Source organism: Haematobacter massiliensis, assembly GCF_000740795.1.
GTDB lineage: Bacteria > Pseudomonadota > Alphaproteobacteria > Rhodobacterales > Rhodobacteraceae > Haematobacter > Haematobacter massiliensis.
In genome coordinates this window covers 1-14,463 of the sequence record NZ_JGYG01000025.1, presented here as the reverse complement: position 1 = coordinate 14,463, position 14,463 = coordinate 1, and the positions used below count along the sequence as shown (strand labels likewise).

16 protein-coding genes and 1 pseudogene are annotated in these 14,463 nt (G+C 63.7%); 4 read left to right on the top strand and 13 right to left on the bottom strand.

What is annotated here, in order from left to right; all coding sequences use genetic code 11:
- Window positions 1–329: 329 nt before the first annotated feature.
- The gene (locus tag CN97_RS18815; RefSeq protein ID WP_035714857.1) at window positions 330–1,178 is read left to right on the top strand and encodes a chromate resistance protein ChrB domain-containing protein; all 849 of its coding nucleotides are present in this window, start codon (window positions 330–332) and stop codon (window positions 1,176–1,178) included.
- Window positions 1,175–2,539 carry a chromate efflux transporter gene (gene chrA, locus CN97_RS18810; protein ID WP_035714855.1) on the top strand — a complete coding sequence of 455 codons (1,365 nt, stop codon included), beginning with the start codon at window positions 1,175–1,177 and terminating at the stop codon, window positions 2,537–2,539. Before CN97_RS18815 ends, chrA begins: the two co-directional genes overlap by 4 nt.
- Window positions 2,540–2,942: 403 nt before the next feature.
- Here chrA and arsJ read toward each other — a convergent pair whose 3' ends face one another.
- The 5 genes from arsJ to CN97_RS18785 all read right to left on the bottom strand — a co-directional run bounded on the left by arsJ (window position 2,943) and on the right by CN97_RS18785 (window position 7,983).
- Entirely contained in the window at window positions 2,943–4,226 is a 1,284-nt protein-coding gene (gene arsJ / locus CN97_RS18805) for an organoarsenical effux MFS transporter ArsJ (protein WP_051911457.1), read from the bottom strand.
- A complete protein-coding gene (locus CN97_RS18800) occupies window positions 4,226–5,236 on the bottom strand; it encodes an ArsJ-associated glyceraldehyde-3-phosphate dehydrogenase (protein ID WP_035714853.1) in 1,011 nt (336 codons plus the stop codon). Before CN97_RS18800 ends, arsJ begins: the two co-directional genes overlap by 1 nt.
- Window positions 5,237–5,246: 10 nt before the next feature.
- Complete coding sequence (locus tag CN97_RS18795; protein ID WP_035714850.1) at window positions 5,247–6,074, bottom strand: arsenate reductase/protein-tyrosine-phosphatase family protein; 828 nt, start codon at window positions 6,072–6,074, stop codon at window positions 5,247–5,249.
- Between the two features lie 374 nt (window positions 6,075–6,448).
- Window positions 6,449–6,772: a DUF736 domain-containing protein gene (locus tag CN97_RS18790; protein ID WP_035714848.1), complete on the bottom strand. Its 324-nt coding sequence runs from the start codon at window positions 6,770–6,772 to the stop codon at window positions 6,449–6,451.
- A gap of 800 nt (window positions 6,773–7,572) precedes the next feature.
- A complete protein-coding gene (locus CN97_RS18785; protein WP_035714846.1) occupies window positions 7,573–7,983 on the bottom strand; it encodes an antirestriction protein in 411 nt (136 codons plus the stop codon).
- A 165-nt stretch (window positions 7,984–8,148) separates the two neighbouring features.
- Here CN97_RS18785 and CN97_RS18780 point away from each other — a divergent pair, with 165 nt between their 5' ends.
- Window positions 8,149–8,439: a hypothetical protein gene (locus tag CN97_RS18780; RefSeq protein ID WP_035714844.1), complete on the top strand. Its 291-nt coding sequence runs from the start codon at window positions 8,149–8,151 to the stop codon at window positions 8,437–8,439.
- A gap of 33 nt (window positions 8,440–8,472) precedes the next feature.
- Here the strand turns inward: CN97_RS18780 and CN97_RS18775 are convergent, their stop codons facing one another.
- The 7 genes and pseudogenes from CN97_RS18775 to CN97_RS21015 form a co-directional block, all read right to left on the bottom strand.
- A complete protein-coding gene (locus tag CN97_RS18775) occupies window positions 8,473–9,114 on the bottom strand; it encodes a hypothetical protein (RefSeq protein WP_035714841.1) in 642 nt (213 codons plus the stop codon).
- Entirely contained in the window at window positions 9,114–9,677 is a 564-nt protein-coding gene (locus CN97_RS18770; protein WP_035714839.1) for a hypothetical protein, read from the bottom strand. Before CN97_RS18770 ends, CN97_RS18775 begins: the two co-directional genes overlap by 1 nt.
- Window positions 9,678–9,805: 128 nt before the next feature.
- Entirely contained in the window at window positions 9,806–10,663 is an 858-nt protein-coding gene (locus CN97_RS18765; RefSeq protein ID WP_035714838.1) for a DUF7007 domain-containing protein, read from the bottom strand.
- Window positions 10,660–11,097 carry a hypothetical protein gene (locus CN97_RS18760; RefSeq protein WP_035714837.1) on the bottom strand — a complete coding sequence of 146 codons (438 nt, stop codon included), beginning with the start codon at window positions 11,095–11,097 and terminating at the stop codon, window positions 10,660–10,662. The genes CN97_RS18765 and CN97_RS18760 overlap by 4 nt, the downstream gene beginning before the upstream one ends.
- A 263-nt stretch (window positions 11,098–11,360) precedes the next feature.
- Window positions 11,361–11,720 (bottom strand): annotated as a pseudogene (locus CN97_RS18755) (DUF6915 family protein); the annotation flags it as partial.
- Window positions 11,721–11,731: 11 nt separating this feature from the next.
- Window positions 11,732–12,217: a DUF6878 family protein gene (locus CN97_RS18750; protein ID WP_051911455.1), complete on the bottom strand. Its 486-nt coding sequence runs from the start codon at window positions 12,215–12,217 to the stop codon at window positions 11,732–11,734.
- A gap of 222 nt (window positions 12,218–12,439) precedes the next feature.
- A complete protein-coding gene (locus tag CN97_RS21015; protein ID WP_169742256.1) occupies window positions 12,440–12,604 on the bottom strand; it encodes a hypothetical protein in 165 nt (54 codons plus the stop codon).
- 700 nt (window positions 12,605–13,304) lie between these two features.
- Between CN97_RS21015 and CN97_RS18745 the strand changes: the two genes are divergently transcribed.
- The gene (locus CN97_RS18745; RefSeq protein ID WP_035714835.1) at window positions 13,305–14,066 is read left to right on the top strand and encodes a spermidine synthase family protein; all 762 of its coding nucleotides are present in this window, start codon (window positions 13,305–13,307) and stop codon (window positions 14,064–14,066) included.
- Window positions 14,067–14,215: 149 nt separating this feature from the next.
- Here the strand turns inward: CN97_RS18745 and CN97_RS18740 are convergent.
- The coding region (locus CN97_RS18740; protein ID WP_035714834.1) for a DUF736 domain-containing protein at window positions 14,216–14,463 on the bottom strand (248 nt) is incomplete at its 5' end.

Sequence of the window (14,463 nt, the reverse complement as noted above, 5' to 3'; positions counted from 1 at the left end):
CATCCGTTGGCCTGCCGCATTGGCCGGGCAACAAAGGTCTGGAGCCAGCACGGCCCGCTCGGTCTTCGAAGGAAAAGGATCAACTGCGATCTCACCGCTCAGAAGCCCCAAGCCAAAGCCAGATTTCTGCAGAACCAAGATCATCAAAAAAGGGGCGTTCCGGCAGCCCTGCCGGATCACAGGTCCAAGAGATCGAACGGCGTCCATCTTGACATCTTGCTGCGTGATAAGGCCATGTTCGCCATATGGGGATCCGCGAGCTCCCCACGAGGCGTCAGCTGAAACTCGCGTTCCAATCCCGTTCCATTGAACCCAAGGAGGGAACGCACATGCCTGCGCCTGATGCGATGACCTGCGAAAAACTGTCTAAACTAATCGGCACGCCAAAGGCGCCTGTCGTGCTGGATGTGCGCCGTGATGCCCTGCGCAACGCGGACCCGCGATTGATCGCCACCGCGCGTGCCGTGCCCGAAACCGGGCTTGTGCGCGAGGCGCTGTCCCACCTCGCGCGGGAACTGAGGGGCGAAGCGCCCGGTCGACCGGTTCTGGTCGTCTGTGCTGAAGGGCACGGTCGCAGCCAGGGTGTCGCGGCCTGGCTACGCCATGAGGGGTTGGCCGCCGAATATCTGGAAGGCGGCCATGCCGCCTGGGTTGCGGGCGGGCTGCCGACCTTTGATCCGGCGAAGCTGCCCCGCCCGGACGGAGCGGGCCGCAGTCTCTGGGTGACCCGTTCCCGCCCCAAGATTGATCGCATCGCCTGCCCCTGGCTGATCCGCCGCTTCATCGACCCCCGCGCGGTGTTTCTCTATGTTACGCCCTCCGAGGTTCAGGCAGTGGCCGAGACCTTCGGGGCCGCCCCTTATGACATCGACGGCGTGTTCTGGAGCCATCGCGGCGAGACCTGCACCTTCGATACACTGATTGCGGAATTTGACCTGTCGATCCCGGCACTGGACCGGCTGGCTACGATCGTGCGGGGGGCCGACACGGCGCGCCCAGATCTGGCACCAGAATGCGCCGGTCTTATTGCCGCCTCGCTTGGCCTTTCGCGGATGCATGTCGCTGATCTGGAGCAGCTGGAGGCGGGGATGGCGCTGTATGACGCCTTCTACCGCTGGTGCCGCGACGCTACCGGGGAAACCCACACCTGGCAAAGCCATGGAAAGTCAGCGAAATGACGCCCACATCCGGTTTTCCGACCATTGGCGAAGCCGCCAGAGTCTGGGCGCGCATCGCGGCCCTCTCGTTCGGCGGCCCTGCGGGCCAGATCGCCGTCATGCACCGTGTTCTGGTCGAGGAGAAGAAATGGCTGGGCGATGGCCGTTTCCTGCACGCGCTGAATTTCTGCATGTTGCTGCCCGGCCCCGAGGCGCAGCAGCTCGCCACCTATATTGGCTGGCTGATTCATGGGGTCCGGGGCGCGCTGATCGCGGGCGGGCTGTTCATCCTGCCCGGGATGCTGGCCATCATGGGGCTGAGCTGGATCTATGCGGTCTGGGGCGAGGTGGGCTTTGTCGCGGCGCTGTTCTTTGGGCTGAAGGCGGCGGTGCTGGCCATCGTCTTGCAGGCCGTGGTGCGGGTGGGGCGTCGAGCGCTGAAGAACAACGCGATGCGGGGGATCGCGGCGGCGTCCTTCATCGCCATCTTCGCCTTTGGCGCGCCCTTCCCGCTGATCGTGGCGGTGGCGGCCATGATCGGCTGGGCGGGTGCAAAAGCGGGACTTGCAGCCTTTGTCGGCGGTGGGGAGCATGGTGCGGCGGGCAAGGCGCATGTCGCCGATGCTGAAACCTTGCTGGGCGAAGAGGTCTTGCTGCCGCCCGCCGCCCGGGCGGGGGCGTTGCGCGCCGGTCTGGCCATGATCGCGCTATGGCTGGTGCCGGTGGGGGTGCTGGTTGTGCTCGCCCCCGGCAGTGTCTTCACCGACATCGCCACCTATTTCTCAAAACTGGCGTTGCTGACCTTTGGCGGGGCCTATGCGGTCTTGGCCTGGGTCGCGCAGGAGGCGGTCGGAACCTATGGCTGGCTCGAACCCGGTGAGATGCTCGACGGGTTGGGTATGGCCGAAACCACGCCCGGCCCGCTGATTATGGTGCTACAATTCGTGGGCTTCATGGGCGCGATGCGCGAGGCGGGCTGGGCGGCCCCGCTGCTAGCGGGCACCGTGGGCGGGCTGGTCGCCACCTGGGTGACGTTTGCGCCTTGCTTTGCCTGGATCTTCCTCGGAGCACCCTTCATGGAGGGGGTGCGGGCGAACCGCGCTTTGTCTGCCGCGCTGTCAGCCGTCACTGCGGCGGTGGTAGGGGTGATCCTGAACCTGGCGCTGTGGTTCGCCATTCACGTCATTTGGCGGCAGGTGGCGGATGTTCAGGCGGGGCCGGTATCGCTTCAGCTGCCGGTTATGGGCTCGATCGACTGGATGGCGGCGGCCCTGTCGGCTCTGGCACTGATCGCGGTGTTCCGGCTAAAGATTGGCATGGTCCAGGTGCTTGCAGGTGCCGCGTTTGCCGGGATGGCGTTGCACCTTGTCGGCCTGATCTGATCAGATGCACCGTGATCCCTGAGAGTAAAACGATACTCATCTTGTCGTGGTGGCGGGGCGATTTCTGCTTTTCGCCATCATCCCTGTCCCAGTGCTCTGACAAATGGCGGGCATTTCATGGGCGAAACCTCGGCCCATGAAGCTACGGTTACGCCAGAGTTGCGCGGGAATCTGAGGGCAAGAGACTGCAGGATGGACCTCATGCATCCCCCGGGTAGGATGTGCCGCAAACCGAAACATGAAATTGCCGGAACAAAATGGGCACCTCGCAGGAAATGGCGTCGGCCCGCATCGACCAGTTGATTGCACTTCATGGCTTGGCTGCCTTTTGGCCTCCTTTGTTGTTTGGGTCGTCGTGGCGATGCCGCAGCGCGCCCGAAGGGGCGGTGTGCGGCGCTTTCTCCTAGGCAGATTTGGCGGAAGAGGTGGTTTCGAGGCCGGGTGTCGCGTCCGGCTTCAATCGTTGGATGGCGAGCCAGCTGGCCAGTGCCATCACGCCCGAGGTCGCGAGGCAGAGCGGCAGGCCGCCGAACTGGTAGCTCAGGCCAGAAAGCAGCGTTCCGAGAAGACGGCCCGCCGCATTGGCCATGTAGTAGAAGCCCACATCCATGGTGACCCGCTCATTCTTCGAGAAAGCGAGGATCAGGTAGGAATGGACCGCGCTGTTGACGGCGAAAACGAAGCCGAAGATCAGCAGTCCGGTGACGATCGAGGCCGTCAGCCAGATCGCCGGAGCCGGCGAGAGGAAGGCGAGCGCCGCCAGGGCAAAGGGGATCGGCACCAGCAGCCCGGCCCACCGGATCGCGGCGCGTTTCGGATCGGTCGCGGACCTGACGATCTTCGGGGCGAAGCCCTGGACCGCGCCATAGGCGATGATCCACAGTGCCATGAAGCCCCCGATCAGGAAGAAGGCCTCGCGCCGCCCCTCCGCGGTGCCATCGGACAGCACGGCCTGGAAGTAGATCGGGATGCCGACCACGAACCAGACATCGCGGGCCCCGAACAGGAACATCCGCGCCAGGCTGAGGCGGTTGATCAGCGGATCGCGCGACCACACGCTGCTGAATTTTGTGCCTTTCTTACCGACCGGCAGGCCCTTCGGCAGGAAAATGGCCGTGGCGATCAGGATCACCGCCAGGACGGCCGCCATGGACCAGATGGCCACCGCGAAACTCGCAAGGCCAAGGAGCGCCGCGCCCAAGAAGAACCCGGCGCCTTTCACCGCGTTCTTCGAGCCGGTTAGAATGGCGACCCAGCGGAAGAGCCCGCCCTCACCGGATGGCGCGAGCAGTTTCACCGCCGACTTCGACGACATCTTCGCCAGGTCTTTTGCGACACCGCTGGCGCCCTGGACCGCCATGACGAAGGCCACAGATACGGCGACACCCCAGGACGGGTCGAGCTGGGTCAGCGCGGCCAAGGCCGCGATCTGAAGGGCGAGCCCACCGTAAAGCGTTGCGGCCAAGCCGAACCGGGCGGCGATCCAGCCGACACAGAGGTTGGTGATGATCCCCGCCAGCTCATAGAGCAGGAAGAGATAGGCCAACTGGATGGGCGAGAACCCGAGGCTGTTGAAATGCAACAGCACCAGCATGCGAAGCGCGCCATCGGAGAGCATGAAGGCCCAATAGGCGGCGGTGACCGCCGCATAGGCCCGAAGCGGGTTGGAGACGGCGCTTTCGGCCATCACAGCGACCGTGCAACCAGGCGGGCAACGTCCGCCAAACGGCAGGCATAGCCCCATTCGTTGTCATACCAGGCATAGACCTTCACCTGGGTGCCGTTCACCACCATCGTCGACGGGGCATCGATGATGGAGGAACGGGGGTCGTTCAGGTAGTCAGTCGAGACAAGGGGACGGGTTTCATACCCGAGGATCCCCTTCAGCTCGCCCTCCGCCGCGGCGGCGAACAGCGCGTTCACTTCCTCCGCCGTTGTCGGCCGCTCGACCTCGAACACGCAATCGGTCAGCGAGGCGTTCAGCAGCGGCACGCGGACCGCATGGCCGTTCAGCCGCCCCTTCAAATCCGGATAGATCATGGTGATGGCGGTGGCCGAGCCCGTTGTCGTCGGGATCAGGTTCATCAGGGCGGAACGGGCTCGACGCATGTCCTTGGCGGGCCGGTCGACGATGGTCTGGGTGTTGGTCACGTCATGGATCGTGGTGATCGATCCATGGCGGATACCGATGTTCTCGTGGATGACCTTCACCACCGGCGCAAGGCAGTTCGTGGTGCAGCTGGCCGCGGTGATGATCGCGTGCTCGGCAGGATCATATTGGTCATGGTTCACGCCGTAGACCAGATTCACCGCCTCGTCCGATTTGACCGGAGCGGAGACCACAACCTTTTTGACCCCGACCGCGAAATAGGGCGCGATCTTTTCGGCCGTCTTGAAGACGCCGGTGCAGTCGATCACCAGATCAATGCCCAATTCTGCCAAAGGCAGATCTTCGATGCGCTTGGCAGAGGTGAGGCGGACGTGCCGACCCTTCAGGGTGAGGCCGTCCTTATCGTGCCCTACCGGTGTTGCCCACCGGCCATGGACGCTGTCAAACTCGAGCAGGAGCGCATGCTGAGCCGGGTCGCCCACAGCATCGTTGATCAGCACCAGATCGCCTTCGGCGCCGGTCTCGATCAGGTCGCGCAGGGCAAGCTTACCCATTCGGCCAAGGCCGTTCAGTGCAATGCGGGGCATTTTGTCGTCCTCAGAGGTGGGTTCGGCCGATCTCGTCGACCGCTTCCTGGCGCGCGATGCTGTCTAGGTTTTCAAGGGAAAGTGCCGCGAAGTTCGTGATCCGCTTGTTCAGCGTGCTGAAAGCCTCGGCAAATGCCAGGGCCTTCTCAGCGTCATTCCCGGTTGCCTTGACCGGATCCGGAAGTCCCCAATGTGCGGTGATCGGCTGGCCCGGCCAGGGCGCACATTCCTCGTCTGCCGCCGCATCGCAGACGGTGAAGACGAAATCCATGTGCGGCGCACCAGCGGCTTCAAACTCCGAGATGTGCTTCGAGCGGAGCGGTGAAATGTCATAGCCATTTCGTTCGAGTAGCTCGACCGCGAAGGGGTTCAGACTGGTGCCAGGACGGGTTCCCGCCGAGAAAGCCCGGAACCGACCGCCCTCGATCCCGTTCAGGATCGCCTCGGCAAAGATTGAACGGGCGGAGTTGCCCGAGCAGATGAAGAGCACGTTGTAGGGACGCTGGGTCATTTCAGGATCAGCTCTTGTTATGATGAGGTCGCACAGATCGGGGCGCCCGCGGCAGCAGTCGCGCGCCAGAAAATCGACGAGGTTGCGCGCATGGGGCAGCGCGATGCTGTAGAGGATCGACCGCCCCTCTCTGGTCGAGACGATCAGGCCAACGCCCTCCAGATCCGCAAGATAATGGGACAGGGTGTTCTGCTTCAGGCCAAGTGCTTGGGAGATCTCGGTCGGCCGGACAGCCTGAGGCATGTGCCGCATGATCAAGCGGTAGACGGAGAGCCGTCCTGGGTGGCCGAGGGTCGAGAAGATGGCTGAGGCGCTATCAATATCCATACTTCATGAAATATGGATATATCGATTCGACGCAAGCGAAGGTTTTGTGACAGCCAGGCGACCGTGGCCTGGGACTGATTCCTACCTGGACGACTAAATAGTGGCTGGCACCTGGCTGGCCGCTTTCCGCCCGTGACGGGACGCGGGGCATCGTAATCGCCGCGCCGAGCACAGATGGCCGCTATCCCGGGTTTGCTGCAGGTGCAATGCCGCGCACCCGTCAGTCGGCTATCCGCCCGGCGGATTATTTAGACCTCGAAGTGCGTCTTGGTCTGCCGCACCTGCAAGCGGCAGCTTTGTCCGCAAAGCAGCCTACCAAGGCGAGAAATTGTAAAGGCGCCGGTCTTTCGATCGGGGCCTTGTGGTTGGGGGGATCAGTCCCCCCGGTTGCCGTTGGGACGCGACCAGATCAGGCTGTAGCCCTCGCCGTCCTCGTCGTCGAAGAGGTTCGCGAAGATCGGGTGCGAGAAGCTCGGATCGTCCAGCTTCAGGCCCAGATAGTCCCGGCCCTCGTTCGAGCGCTTCGACCAGGCGGCACCGATCTCCGCGCGGCCCACCAGGATCCGGTGCGAGGGCGCATTCTCGCCCGTGGCCCGCAGGTCCGGGACGATGCGCACGCCCTTGGCCTGAACGCTCAGGGTGACGATTTCGCCGGTGTATTCGTTGCCGGTCTTCTTGAAGGTGCCGATGGTCGCCATTGTCTGTCTCCATTCTCTCGTGTTCGGGCCCGCTCCAGTGCGGCCTCGATGGCGATCGACAGGCCGGGGACGACGGCCGGCGCAGTCCCGCCCGGGACCACGACAGCACAGGCAGGGCTTTCTTGCCTCGCGAGGAATGGGCGAAGCCCAGGGGAAGAAAGTTCGGGCGACGCTGTTGCGCCGAGACGTCGAAGCGCGGCTGCCGCGCTGGTCTTCGGCCAGATCAGCCCATCACAGAGGACGCATGCGAGCGGTCCCGTCCACACCAGAGAGACAGGAGACAGAGGCGATCCTGAAAGAACCGCCAGGAAGATCCGACAGACAACCAACGGCGATGATCACCCAGACTGCGAACAGGCGGGCTTGCGCCCTTCCCCCCGACCTGCGGCCGCGGGCGAGGCAATTCATCAGATCGGATACTGGCCCGGGCCGCCGGATCGGCACATACCGCCCAAGCGCTTGACCGGGAAGAGGGACAGGGCAGAAAGCGCGATCAGAGTGTGCAACCAATCCACGGAACCCACGATCAAAGAGGCCGGAATGAGGGAAAGACTGATCCCTGCACGCCCATGACGACCGGGGGCAAAACGCCAACCGATTGCCGAGATCGAAAGGCCGGGCTGTCCAGAGGCTATCTTGGTGCAGGTGGACTGAGCCAACCGTATGACAGAGCGGACGGCGCCGGGAACGCAGCAGAAGCCGTGCGTGCGACCGCGGCAGGCGCCAGCCAAAGAGAAATACCCTCCGACGCAAGCGTCGGAGGGTGCAGAAGGCTCATGCAAGCATGAGAGGGAAGGCGCTCAGTCGATGGCCTGGAAGATCTCCGCAGCCTCGGGATGGTCGCCTGCAAATTCATAAAGCCGTGCATAGCCCTCGACCAACTGATCAGCAGCATGGTGGAATGAGAGGTGAGAGAAGGCGAACAGCGTTGCGATAATTCCCGCCGCTTCGGCCGAGACCTCGCCCTGCCAGCCGTTGCCGCTACAGGCCATGCGGTAGCGCGCTTTCGAGGTCGGGGCCATGAAGAGCGGCCGCCCGCCCTGCTCATAGAAGTCCCAATGGCCACCGCCGTAGTCCAGCGGGCTCAGGCTATCCATCATGGCATAGACCATATTCTCGGCGACAAGCATTCGGGTCGGCCCGAACAGGTCGGGCAAAAAGGTAGGGCGGCGCTCTTCGGCCACCCGGTCAACAGAAGTCATCGTGCTCATGGGATCGAACTCCTCGGAAAGGGAAAACCTCGAGCCCGGCGGCGCTCTCTTGTCTGCCGCATGGCTCACAGAACTCCCTCCCCCGCTCTGCCTCTCCCCGGCGTTGATTGATTTTGTTCTCTATATGTTCCATATAGAGATTCAACCCGACAAGGGAGATCGACGATGGAACCTGTCTCTCATGCCCTGGCGGTGACGCCGCGCCAGATCGCCTATGCCCGCTCGCTCGCGCTCCGGAACAAGACCCTCCTGCCCTGGGAGGTCCAACAGAATCGCCGCAGTCTCAGCACCTGGATCGAGGCGCAGTCGCGGCTGAAACCTCTGGACGATGGCCAACCCACCTCGAAACAGGTCGCTTTCGCCGAACGGCTTGCGCGGCTTCGGCGGCGCGCCATCCCGGATGAATGCTTCCGGGATCGGCAATTGCTGTCCCGGTGGATCGACAGCAATCGCTGAGCCTGAATCGCGGCCCGGCTGGAAGCTGGTTGATCAGGCCCTCCGCCCGCTCTCCGTGAACGTGTAGCCATTCGCGAGCACTGCCTCATCGACGGCAGCATCGGAAGACAGATAGTCGTATTCTTGTTCGAGCTGCCGGTAGAGCCACCGGGCAAGATCGCGCAGCAGGTCGGTAACAATGCTCTCGGCATCTTCGGTCATGTCCTGACCGACCGGGCTTTCGCGCGTGACAGCGACGTCCATGGTAAAAGCATGATAGGTGCTGCCGCGATGCCGGACATCCGCCTGCAACTGGTAGAAGTTGCGGCGCTGGACCGCCAGGAGCGCATCTGCAATCCGGTGCAGTTCCTGGTCCATTGGCGCGTAGGAGCGAATGGCAGAGGAAGCGCCTTTGTTGAAGGCATAGCTGCCCTCCCACGCCGCCCCATCCCCCTGCGACCAGAACCCGGTAAACCAGATGCGGGGACTTTCGCTGGTGCCTCCGCCCATCAGCCGGGATGTCCGGGCCCGCAGACGGATTCCGAGAATTTCCGCAATGCGCTGGAAGTCCTCGTAGACGGCATCATACCAGTCGTGATCAAAGGCACCCTCACGATACCAGGCCCGGGCATTGTCTTTCGCGGCCTCCGGCAGTTCGTCAAAGCGATAGATCGTGATCTCGATGATCGAAGGCATCACGCAGCCCTCCGCTGCAGAAGCGCAAGCTGCGCCGCATCACGCCAGAACGGATCGACCAGGCGCCCTTCAGCCGCGGCCGCCCGCCTGCGCAAGAGGCTAGCATCGGCATGTTTGCCCATATCGGCGAGATGCTGCGCTTCAGCCCGCTGGCTGCAGGCCAACGTAACCACCGCCCGCGCTTCTGCATCGCTTGCGACGGGTTGAAGCCAGGTCACGCCACCATTTGCAACCTCGCCAGCCAGCACCAGCCCCTGATCGGCATCAACCACCGCAATCAGCTTCGGCGTGAAGCGGAGCGCGGGATCATCGCTACAAGCAACGTCGCCACTTCCAAGGCGCGTTGACACCAGCATCATCGCGTCCACGAGGCTGTCACAGGCGCCGAGGCAAACGCTGCGCTCGAACGCCCATCGCTCGAGCTCGGGATCGAGATAGCGCGCCTCGCCGGTACAGGTGATGGTCAGAGGGGTGCGCTGCGCCAGTCGAAGCTGCGCAAGGGTCTGGCTGATCAGCACCCGCCCGGCGGACAGGAACCCTTCAGTTGAACCTGAATAGGTCATCGCGGTGTCTCCACGACGGGCAGCGGAAGCCTCTCTCCCACCTCATGACCCGTCGCTTTGCCCCGACCCCACCTCTCCCTCTCGGCCGCGCAGCAGACACGCGCAGCCGAGATTGTCGGCATGGCTGGTCAACCAGTTCCATCGGTCAGATCTTGATGCCGCGCGGGATCGATCACGAACCCGAACAGACCGGGTTCATACTCGGCCGCAGGTACAAGAAAGCGGCGGCGCTCGACGCCCGGTCCACGCTTCGCTCCCGGCGTCGCCGTCGTTTCCACGAAGCCGGGAAAGCGATCAGAACTGACCGCCGAGATCACGATCCAGTCCCCTGCATGCTGACGCTCGAAGATCTGGCGATCCCGCTCTAGGGATTCGCCGTGTTGAAGGGCGCGACCATGCATGGCCTCCCAGGCCTCTGGCCAGTGATTGCGCAGCGTCTCATCGGCCAGGCGGCGTTCATAACCCGTGAAGCGATCCGGAAAAGCCTGCGCAACCGCTGCCCATTCGGCATCTTCCTCGTAGAACCCGGAGGAGGATCGCAGCAGCGGATGCACACGGGCATTCTGCTCTGGTGCAAGCTGGAACCCGCCATGACCGGCCGTGGAGTGGCAGAGGACGCCTTCGCCATAGATCGTGGCACCCTGCGAGGAACCCCATGGCGTATGGACACGGGAGACAATCTCACACCTCCCGAGTGCCGCGCGCTCACGCTGATGTTCGGCATTCTCCGCGACCAGAGCGCGGAATGCGGCCTCGTCGACGACATCACCGGAATGGCCGTAGAAGTCATCGCGCCGCCAGGTCTCGAGCGGACGAGAAAGCCGCCAGCCCGTCGCCAGGAAATGCCGCCCTTGCCGTGCCGGCACCATGGCGAAGGCGGTGTCGCCGACACGCGCGACCAGCAGGCCGTCGGCGCTGCGCCCAAACTCGACGACGGGCAGAGGCCGGGAGGGAGAAGCGGGGGTGATCGTAACCGTGGTGTTCATCCTGTGACCGCCTCCACGGCGTCGATGTCTTCGCCATTCAGAACGGCGTTCAGCCATTCATGTGTGCTGATCCAGCCGATGCTCTTGCGTGCGCCAAGGTCGATGACATGCGCCCCGCCACCGAAAGCCTCGACCCTGGGGCGAGAACAGGTATTGGCATAGTCGAACCCCCAGAGGCCGGTGAGGTTCAGCTCTTCGGCAAGGCGCAGCACGAAGTTGATGACGCCCTCGACGTCGCCCTGATCATCATCATGGATCCAGAGTTGCGAGCCGCTCGGCCCGTCTTGCTGGACGAGATCGAAGCCGTTGAACGCAAGCTCGTCGGCATCCGCCTCTTCGGCGCGCAGGCGGTGGAACAGTGCCATCGCCTTGGCGGCATTCTCAGGCGAACCCGCATCGAGCAGGCAAGAGAAATGGGTGAAATAGTCGGCCATGACAGGCTCCTTGTCAGAAATGGAAAACCCGGCGCGAGGCCGGGCCTGGTCGGGATTGCGGAGGGAAACGGTCAGATGACCGAGGACGTGGCGGCCGCATGGGCGGCCAGCATCTGGCGGTAGAACCGCCGCCGGGCGAGCCTGAGGCCGGGATCCTTGCGGATACTGGGGTGGAAGGCACGGGATGCGGCGCGCAGGACTGCGAAACCTGCGGCATCAGCTGTCAGGCCGAGAAGGGGGTAGAACGGATCAGGTGCCGGGGTCGGGGCGGCCTGCGACGGCTCCACTTCGGCCTCGATCTTCGGAGTACGCCCCATCCACGGCTCCGGACGGATCGCCCGTGCCCAGTCGGCGAAGCTCGGGATGTGCCCCAGATCCTCGCGGACATGCTGCTCTCCCACCCATCGCGTCGGGATCACCCGGCCCGAGGACAGCGTCAGCGTCTTGCCGAACACGGTCTCCAGCAGAAAAATTCCTTCGGCATGGTGGCGCAAAGCTCGGTGCCTGAAGTCAGCAAGGATCTGCTTCGAGGCATCGAACCAGGAATGCAACTCGATGTAATCCTCGACCACGCCGCCCCACTTTTTCACCGAGGACAGGGCGTGATGATAGGGATGTGCCATGTTCCCCGCCCTCAAAAGCTGTGGTTGAACTGCTCGGACGAAGTGAACCGCTCGTTGTAGTCCAGCAGGATCGTCCCGGCCTCGGCGTCGAAATGGAACTCGCCGAACGCGCCGTCGCAGTTTTCCCAGCCGCCATGGCAATCCGAGAGGAGGTCATAGGCCAGGGCCTCGACAGCGTCCGAGAGCGACATGCTGCTCGTCGAAATCTCGCTGATGCCCCAGCTGACCTGCGCGAGAGTGAGTTCCGTGTCCGGCATCGGCACCACGGCATCGCCGCGGCGAGCGTCGATATCTTCGACCTGCCCGCTGTCGCCGGCGCCGTCGAAGGTGACGATGATCTCGGTGATCCCGGCGGCGCGCATGGCCGCGAACAGGGCCTTCTTGTTCTGTGCCATTGCGGTGGTGCTGAGCGTCTGATGCGCCAGCTGCGAGGCATCGAACTGCGCCATGGCGGCTGCGAGATTGGCTTCCGGGGATGTTGTGATATCTTGGGTCATCGGACTTCTCCTGAGAGCAAAAGGACGGGTGAAGCCGACCGGCGCTCTCTCTGGGAACGGAAGGCTCGCCCTTCCCGGATCCCTCCTCGACCTCTCCCGCGCCGGGGTCCATCCCGGCTCCTCTGCGCGGCGCGCGCCACTGGCGGGTGATCGCGCGTCCCCGGTGCACGGCGCGGCTCGCCGTGCGAGGCCTGCCCAGAGGGGGTGAGGCGCTTGCGCGCCTCACTGCCAGGGGTCGATCTCGAGGGCGATGAGCGTCTCATCGCCATCATATTCATCGGCGGGCATGGCGGCATGGCTGCCATCGCCGGCCTGAAACACGACGATCGAGACCATCAGCGTGGCGGCGAGGCTGGCGGCGAAAGCGGTGGCATCCTTCTTGGACATGGGACTGGCTCCTGTCTTTGGAGACGAGGGACCATCCCCCGCTCGACAGGCGCCCGAAGTGTCTGATCGGATCTGCAATCACCCTCGGGCGTTCGGCCTTGTGCCGAATCCCCGAGGGCGGCACGCGCGCGTAAGCCGACCCTTTACGGGTTGATTTCAAAGAGACGGATCGGACCAAGGTTTGCGAATGGAAGCGGGGATGGGGCTTTGGCTCTGACAGGGGCCGTGCCCAGTGACGGGATGCCTCCGCTCGCCACCGGCCTCGGAGCAAGATGGGCGCGTTCTTCGTCGTGTTGAAGGCGGTGAAATCCGGTCCGCAAATTGAAGATGAATATTGTGCGGGAGACACTCACGACCGTCGGCCCCGGACATAAGGCCATGCCGCTCACAAGGAATCGGAAAAGACCACGCACGGCGATCCTCGAGGGAAAGGCCCGATACCAGCCAGCCGGCTTCCAGCTCAGACTCGGAAAATACCCCTGCCATTGCTCCAGGCGGGTTGATCAGGCACAAGAGTGGTCATGAGTGATCATATTGGCAGCAAATCCAGCGCAGCGCTTTTCCCGCTGCTGATCGGGACCAGGGCACGCCATGTGCCCGGGTTGCCCGTGCGCTGAGCATGCGCTGACCGCCGGGCAACCCCAGACCATTCCCCTGCAACACATCAGACCGGCACCCTGACGGGGCCGAGGGATTTGTCATGACACTCTGGACTGAACTGGCCCGCGCCTCGACCGAGGTGGGCGACGATATCCTGCTGCGCAAACGCGGCGATATCTATGAGATCCGCTTCAACGGCATCGAGTTGATGTCGAACATCATGTGGCGCTCCGAAGCGGTGTTGGCCGAGCGCAGTCTGTGGCGGCTACGCAGCGCCTCCGAACCGCGCGTGCTGATCGGCGGACTCGGCATGGGCTTCACCCTGCGGGCCGCACTCGATCTCTCGCCCCCGGATGCACAGGTCACTGTCTGCGAGTTGATCCCGGCGATTGCGCAATGGAACCATGAAGTTCTGGCCCCATTGGCCGATCATCCACTGCGCGATCCACGGGTGCAACTGCGGGTCGTGGATGTGATGGATCTGCTTTCCGAAAGCGGCCCGGGATTCGATGTGATCCTGATGGATACCGACAATGGACCGGATTTCCTGGTCCGCGATGACAATCAGCGCCTCTATGGAGAAAGTGGTCTGAACGCGGTTCGGGACGCTCTGCGACCGGGCGGCATTGCGGCCTTCTGGTCCGCTGAAATCTCCGATCCTTTTGAGGACAGGCTCAGCGAGCTTGGCTGGGACTGGCAGCGCGAGGACGTGCAATTGCCCGGCGGGCGGGTGGATGCCTTCCACCATATCTATCTGGCGAGGAAAGCCCGCGTAGGATCGGTGTCGCACCAATCAGCGCGTTCCAGCCGCCTGCCGGACGCGCCGCAACTTGTGCGATGCCGCGCAAGCGGATTGCAGTGAGGCGTCCCGCTGACGATCCCCTGCGATGACGCGAGTCAGTGCTTTACGCAGCAGGAGAAGTATCGGCTGCTGCTGGCCGAGCGCCATTGGGTGTTATGAAGCAATGCGAAGGCCCCGGCCTTTCGATCGGGGCCTTGTGGTTGGGGGGATCAGTCCCCCCGGTTGCCGTTGGGACGCGACCAGATCAGGCTGTAGCCCTCGCCGTCCTCGTCGTCGAAGAGGTTCGCGAAGATCGGGTGCGAGAAGCTCGGATCGTCCAGCTTCAGGCCCAGATAGTCCCGCCCCTCGTTCGAGCGCTTCGACCAGGCGGCGCCGATCTCCGCGCGGCCCACCAGGATCCGGTGCGTAGGGGCCTTGTCGCCCGTAGCCCGCAGGTCCGGGACGATGCGCACGCCCT

Coding starts and splice junctions, on each gene's coding strand:
- CN97_RS18815 (WP_035714857.1), top strand. CDS start 330: ATGCCTGCGCCTGATGCGATGACCTGCGAAAAACTGTCTAAACTAATC.
- chrA (WP_035714855.1), top strand. CDS start 1,175: ATGACGCCCACATCCGGTTTTCCGACCATTGGCGAAGCCGCCAGAGTC.
- arsJ (WP_051911457.1), bottom strand. CDS start 4,226: ATGGCCGAAAGCGCCGTCTCCAACCCGCTTCGGGCCTATGCGGCGGTC.
- CN97_RS18800 (WP_035714853.1), bottom strand. CDS start 5,236: ATGCCCCGCATTGCACTGAACGGCCTTGGCCGAATGGGTAAGCTTGCC.
- CN97_RS18795 (WP_035714850.1), bottom strand. CDS start 6,074: ATGGATATTGATAGCGCCTCAGCCATCTTCTCGACCCTCGGCCACCCA.
- CN97_RS18790 (WP_035714848.1), bottom strand. CDS start 6,772: ATGGCGACCATCGGCACCTTCAAGAAGACCGGCAACGAATACACCGGC.
- CN97_RS18785 (WP_035714846.1), bottom strand. CDS start 7,983: ATGAGCACGATGACTTCTGTTGACCGGGTGGCCGAAGAGCGCCGCCCT.
- CN97_RS18780 (WP_035714844.1), top strand. CDS start 8,149: ATGGAACCTGTCTCTCATGCCCTGGCGGTGACGCCGCGCCAGATCGCC.
- CN97_RS18775 (WP_035714841.1), bottom strand. CDS start 9,114: ATGCCTTCGATCATCGAGATCACGATCTATCGCTTTGACGAACTGCCG.
- CN97_RS18770 (WP_035714839.1), bottom strand. CDS start 9,677: ATGACCTATTCAGGTTCAACTGAAGGGTTCCTGTCCGCCGGGCGGGTG.
- CN97_RS18765 (WP_035714838.1), bottom strand. CDS start 10,663: ATGAACACCACGGTTACGATCACCCCCGCTTCTCCCTCCCGGCCTCTG.
- CN97_RS18760 (WP_035714837.1), bottom strand. CDS start 11,097: ATGGCCGACTATTTCACCCATTTCTCTTGCCTGCTCGATGCGGGTTCG.
- CN97_RS18750 (WP_051911455.1), bottom strand. CDS start 12,217: ATGACCCAAGATATCACAACATCCCCGGAAGCCAATCTCGCAGCCGCC.
- CN97_RS21015 (WP_169742256.1), bottom strand. CDS start 12,604: ATGTCCAAGAAGGATGCCACCGCTTTCGCCGCCAGCCTCGCCGCCACG.
- CN97_RS18745 (WP_035714835.1), top strand. CDS start 13,305: ATGACACTCTGGACTGAACTGGCCCGCGCCTCGACCGAGGTGGGCGAC.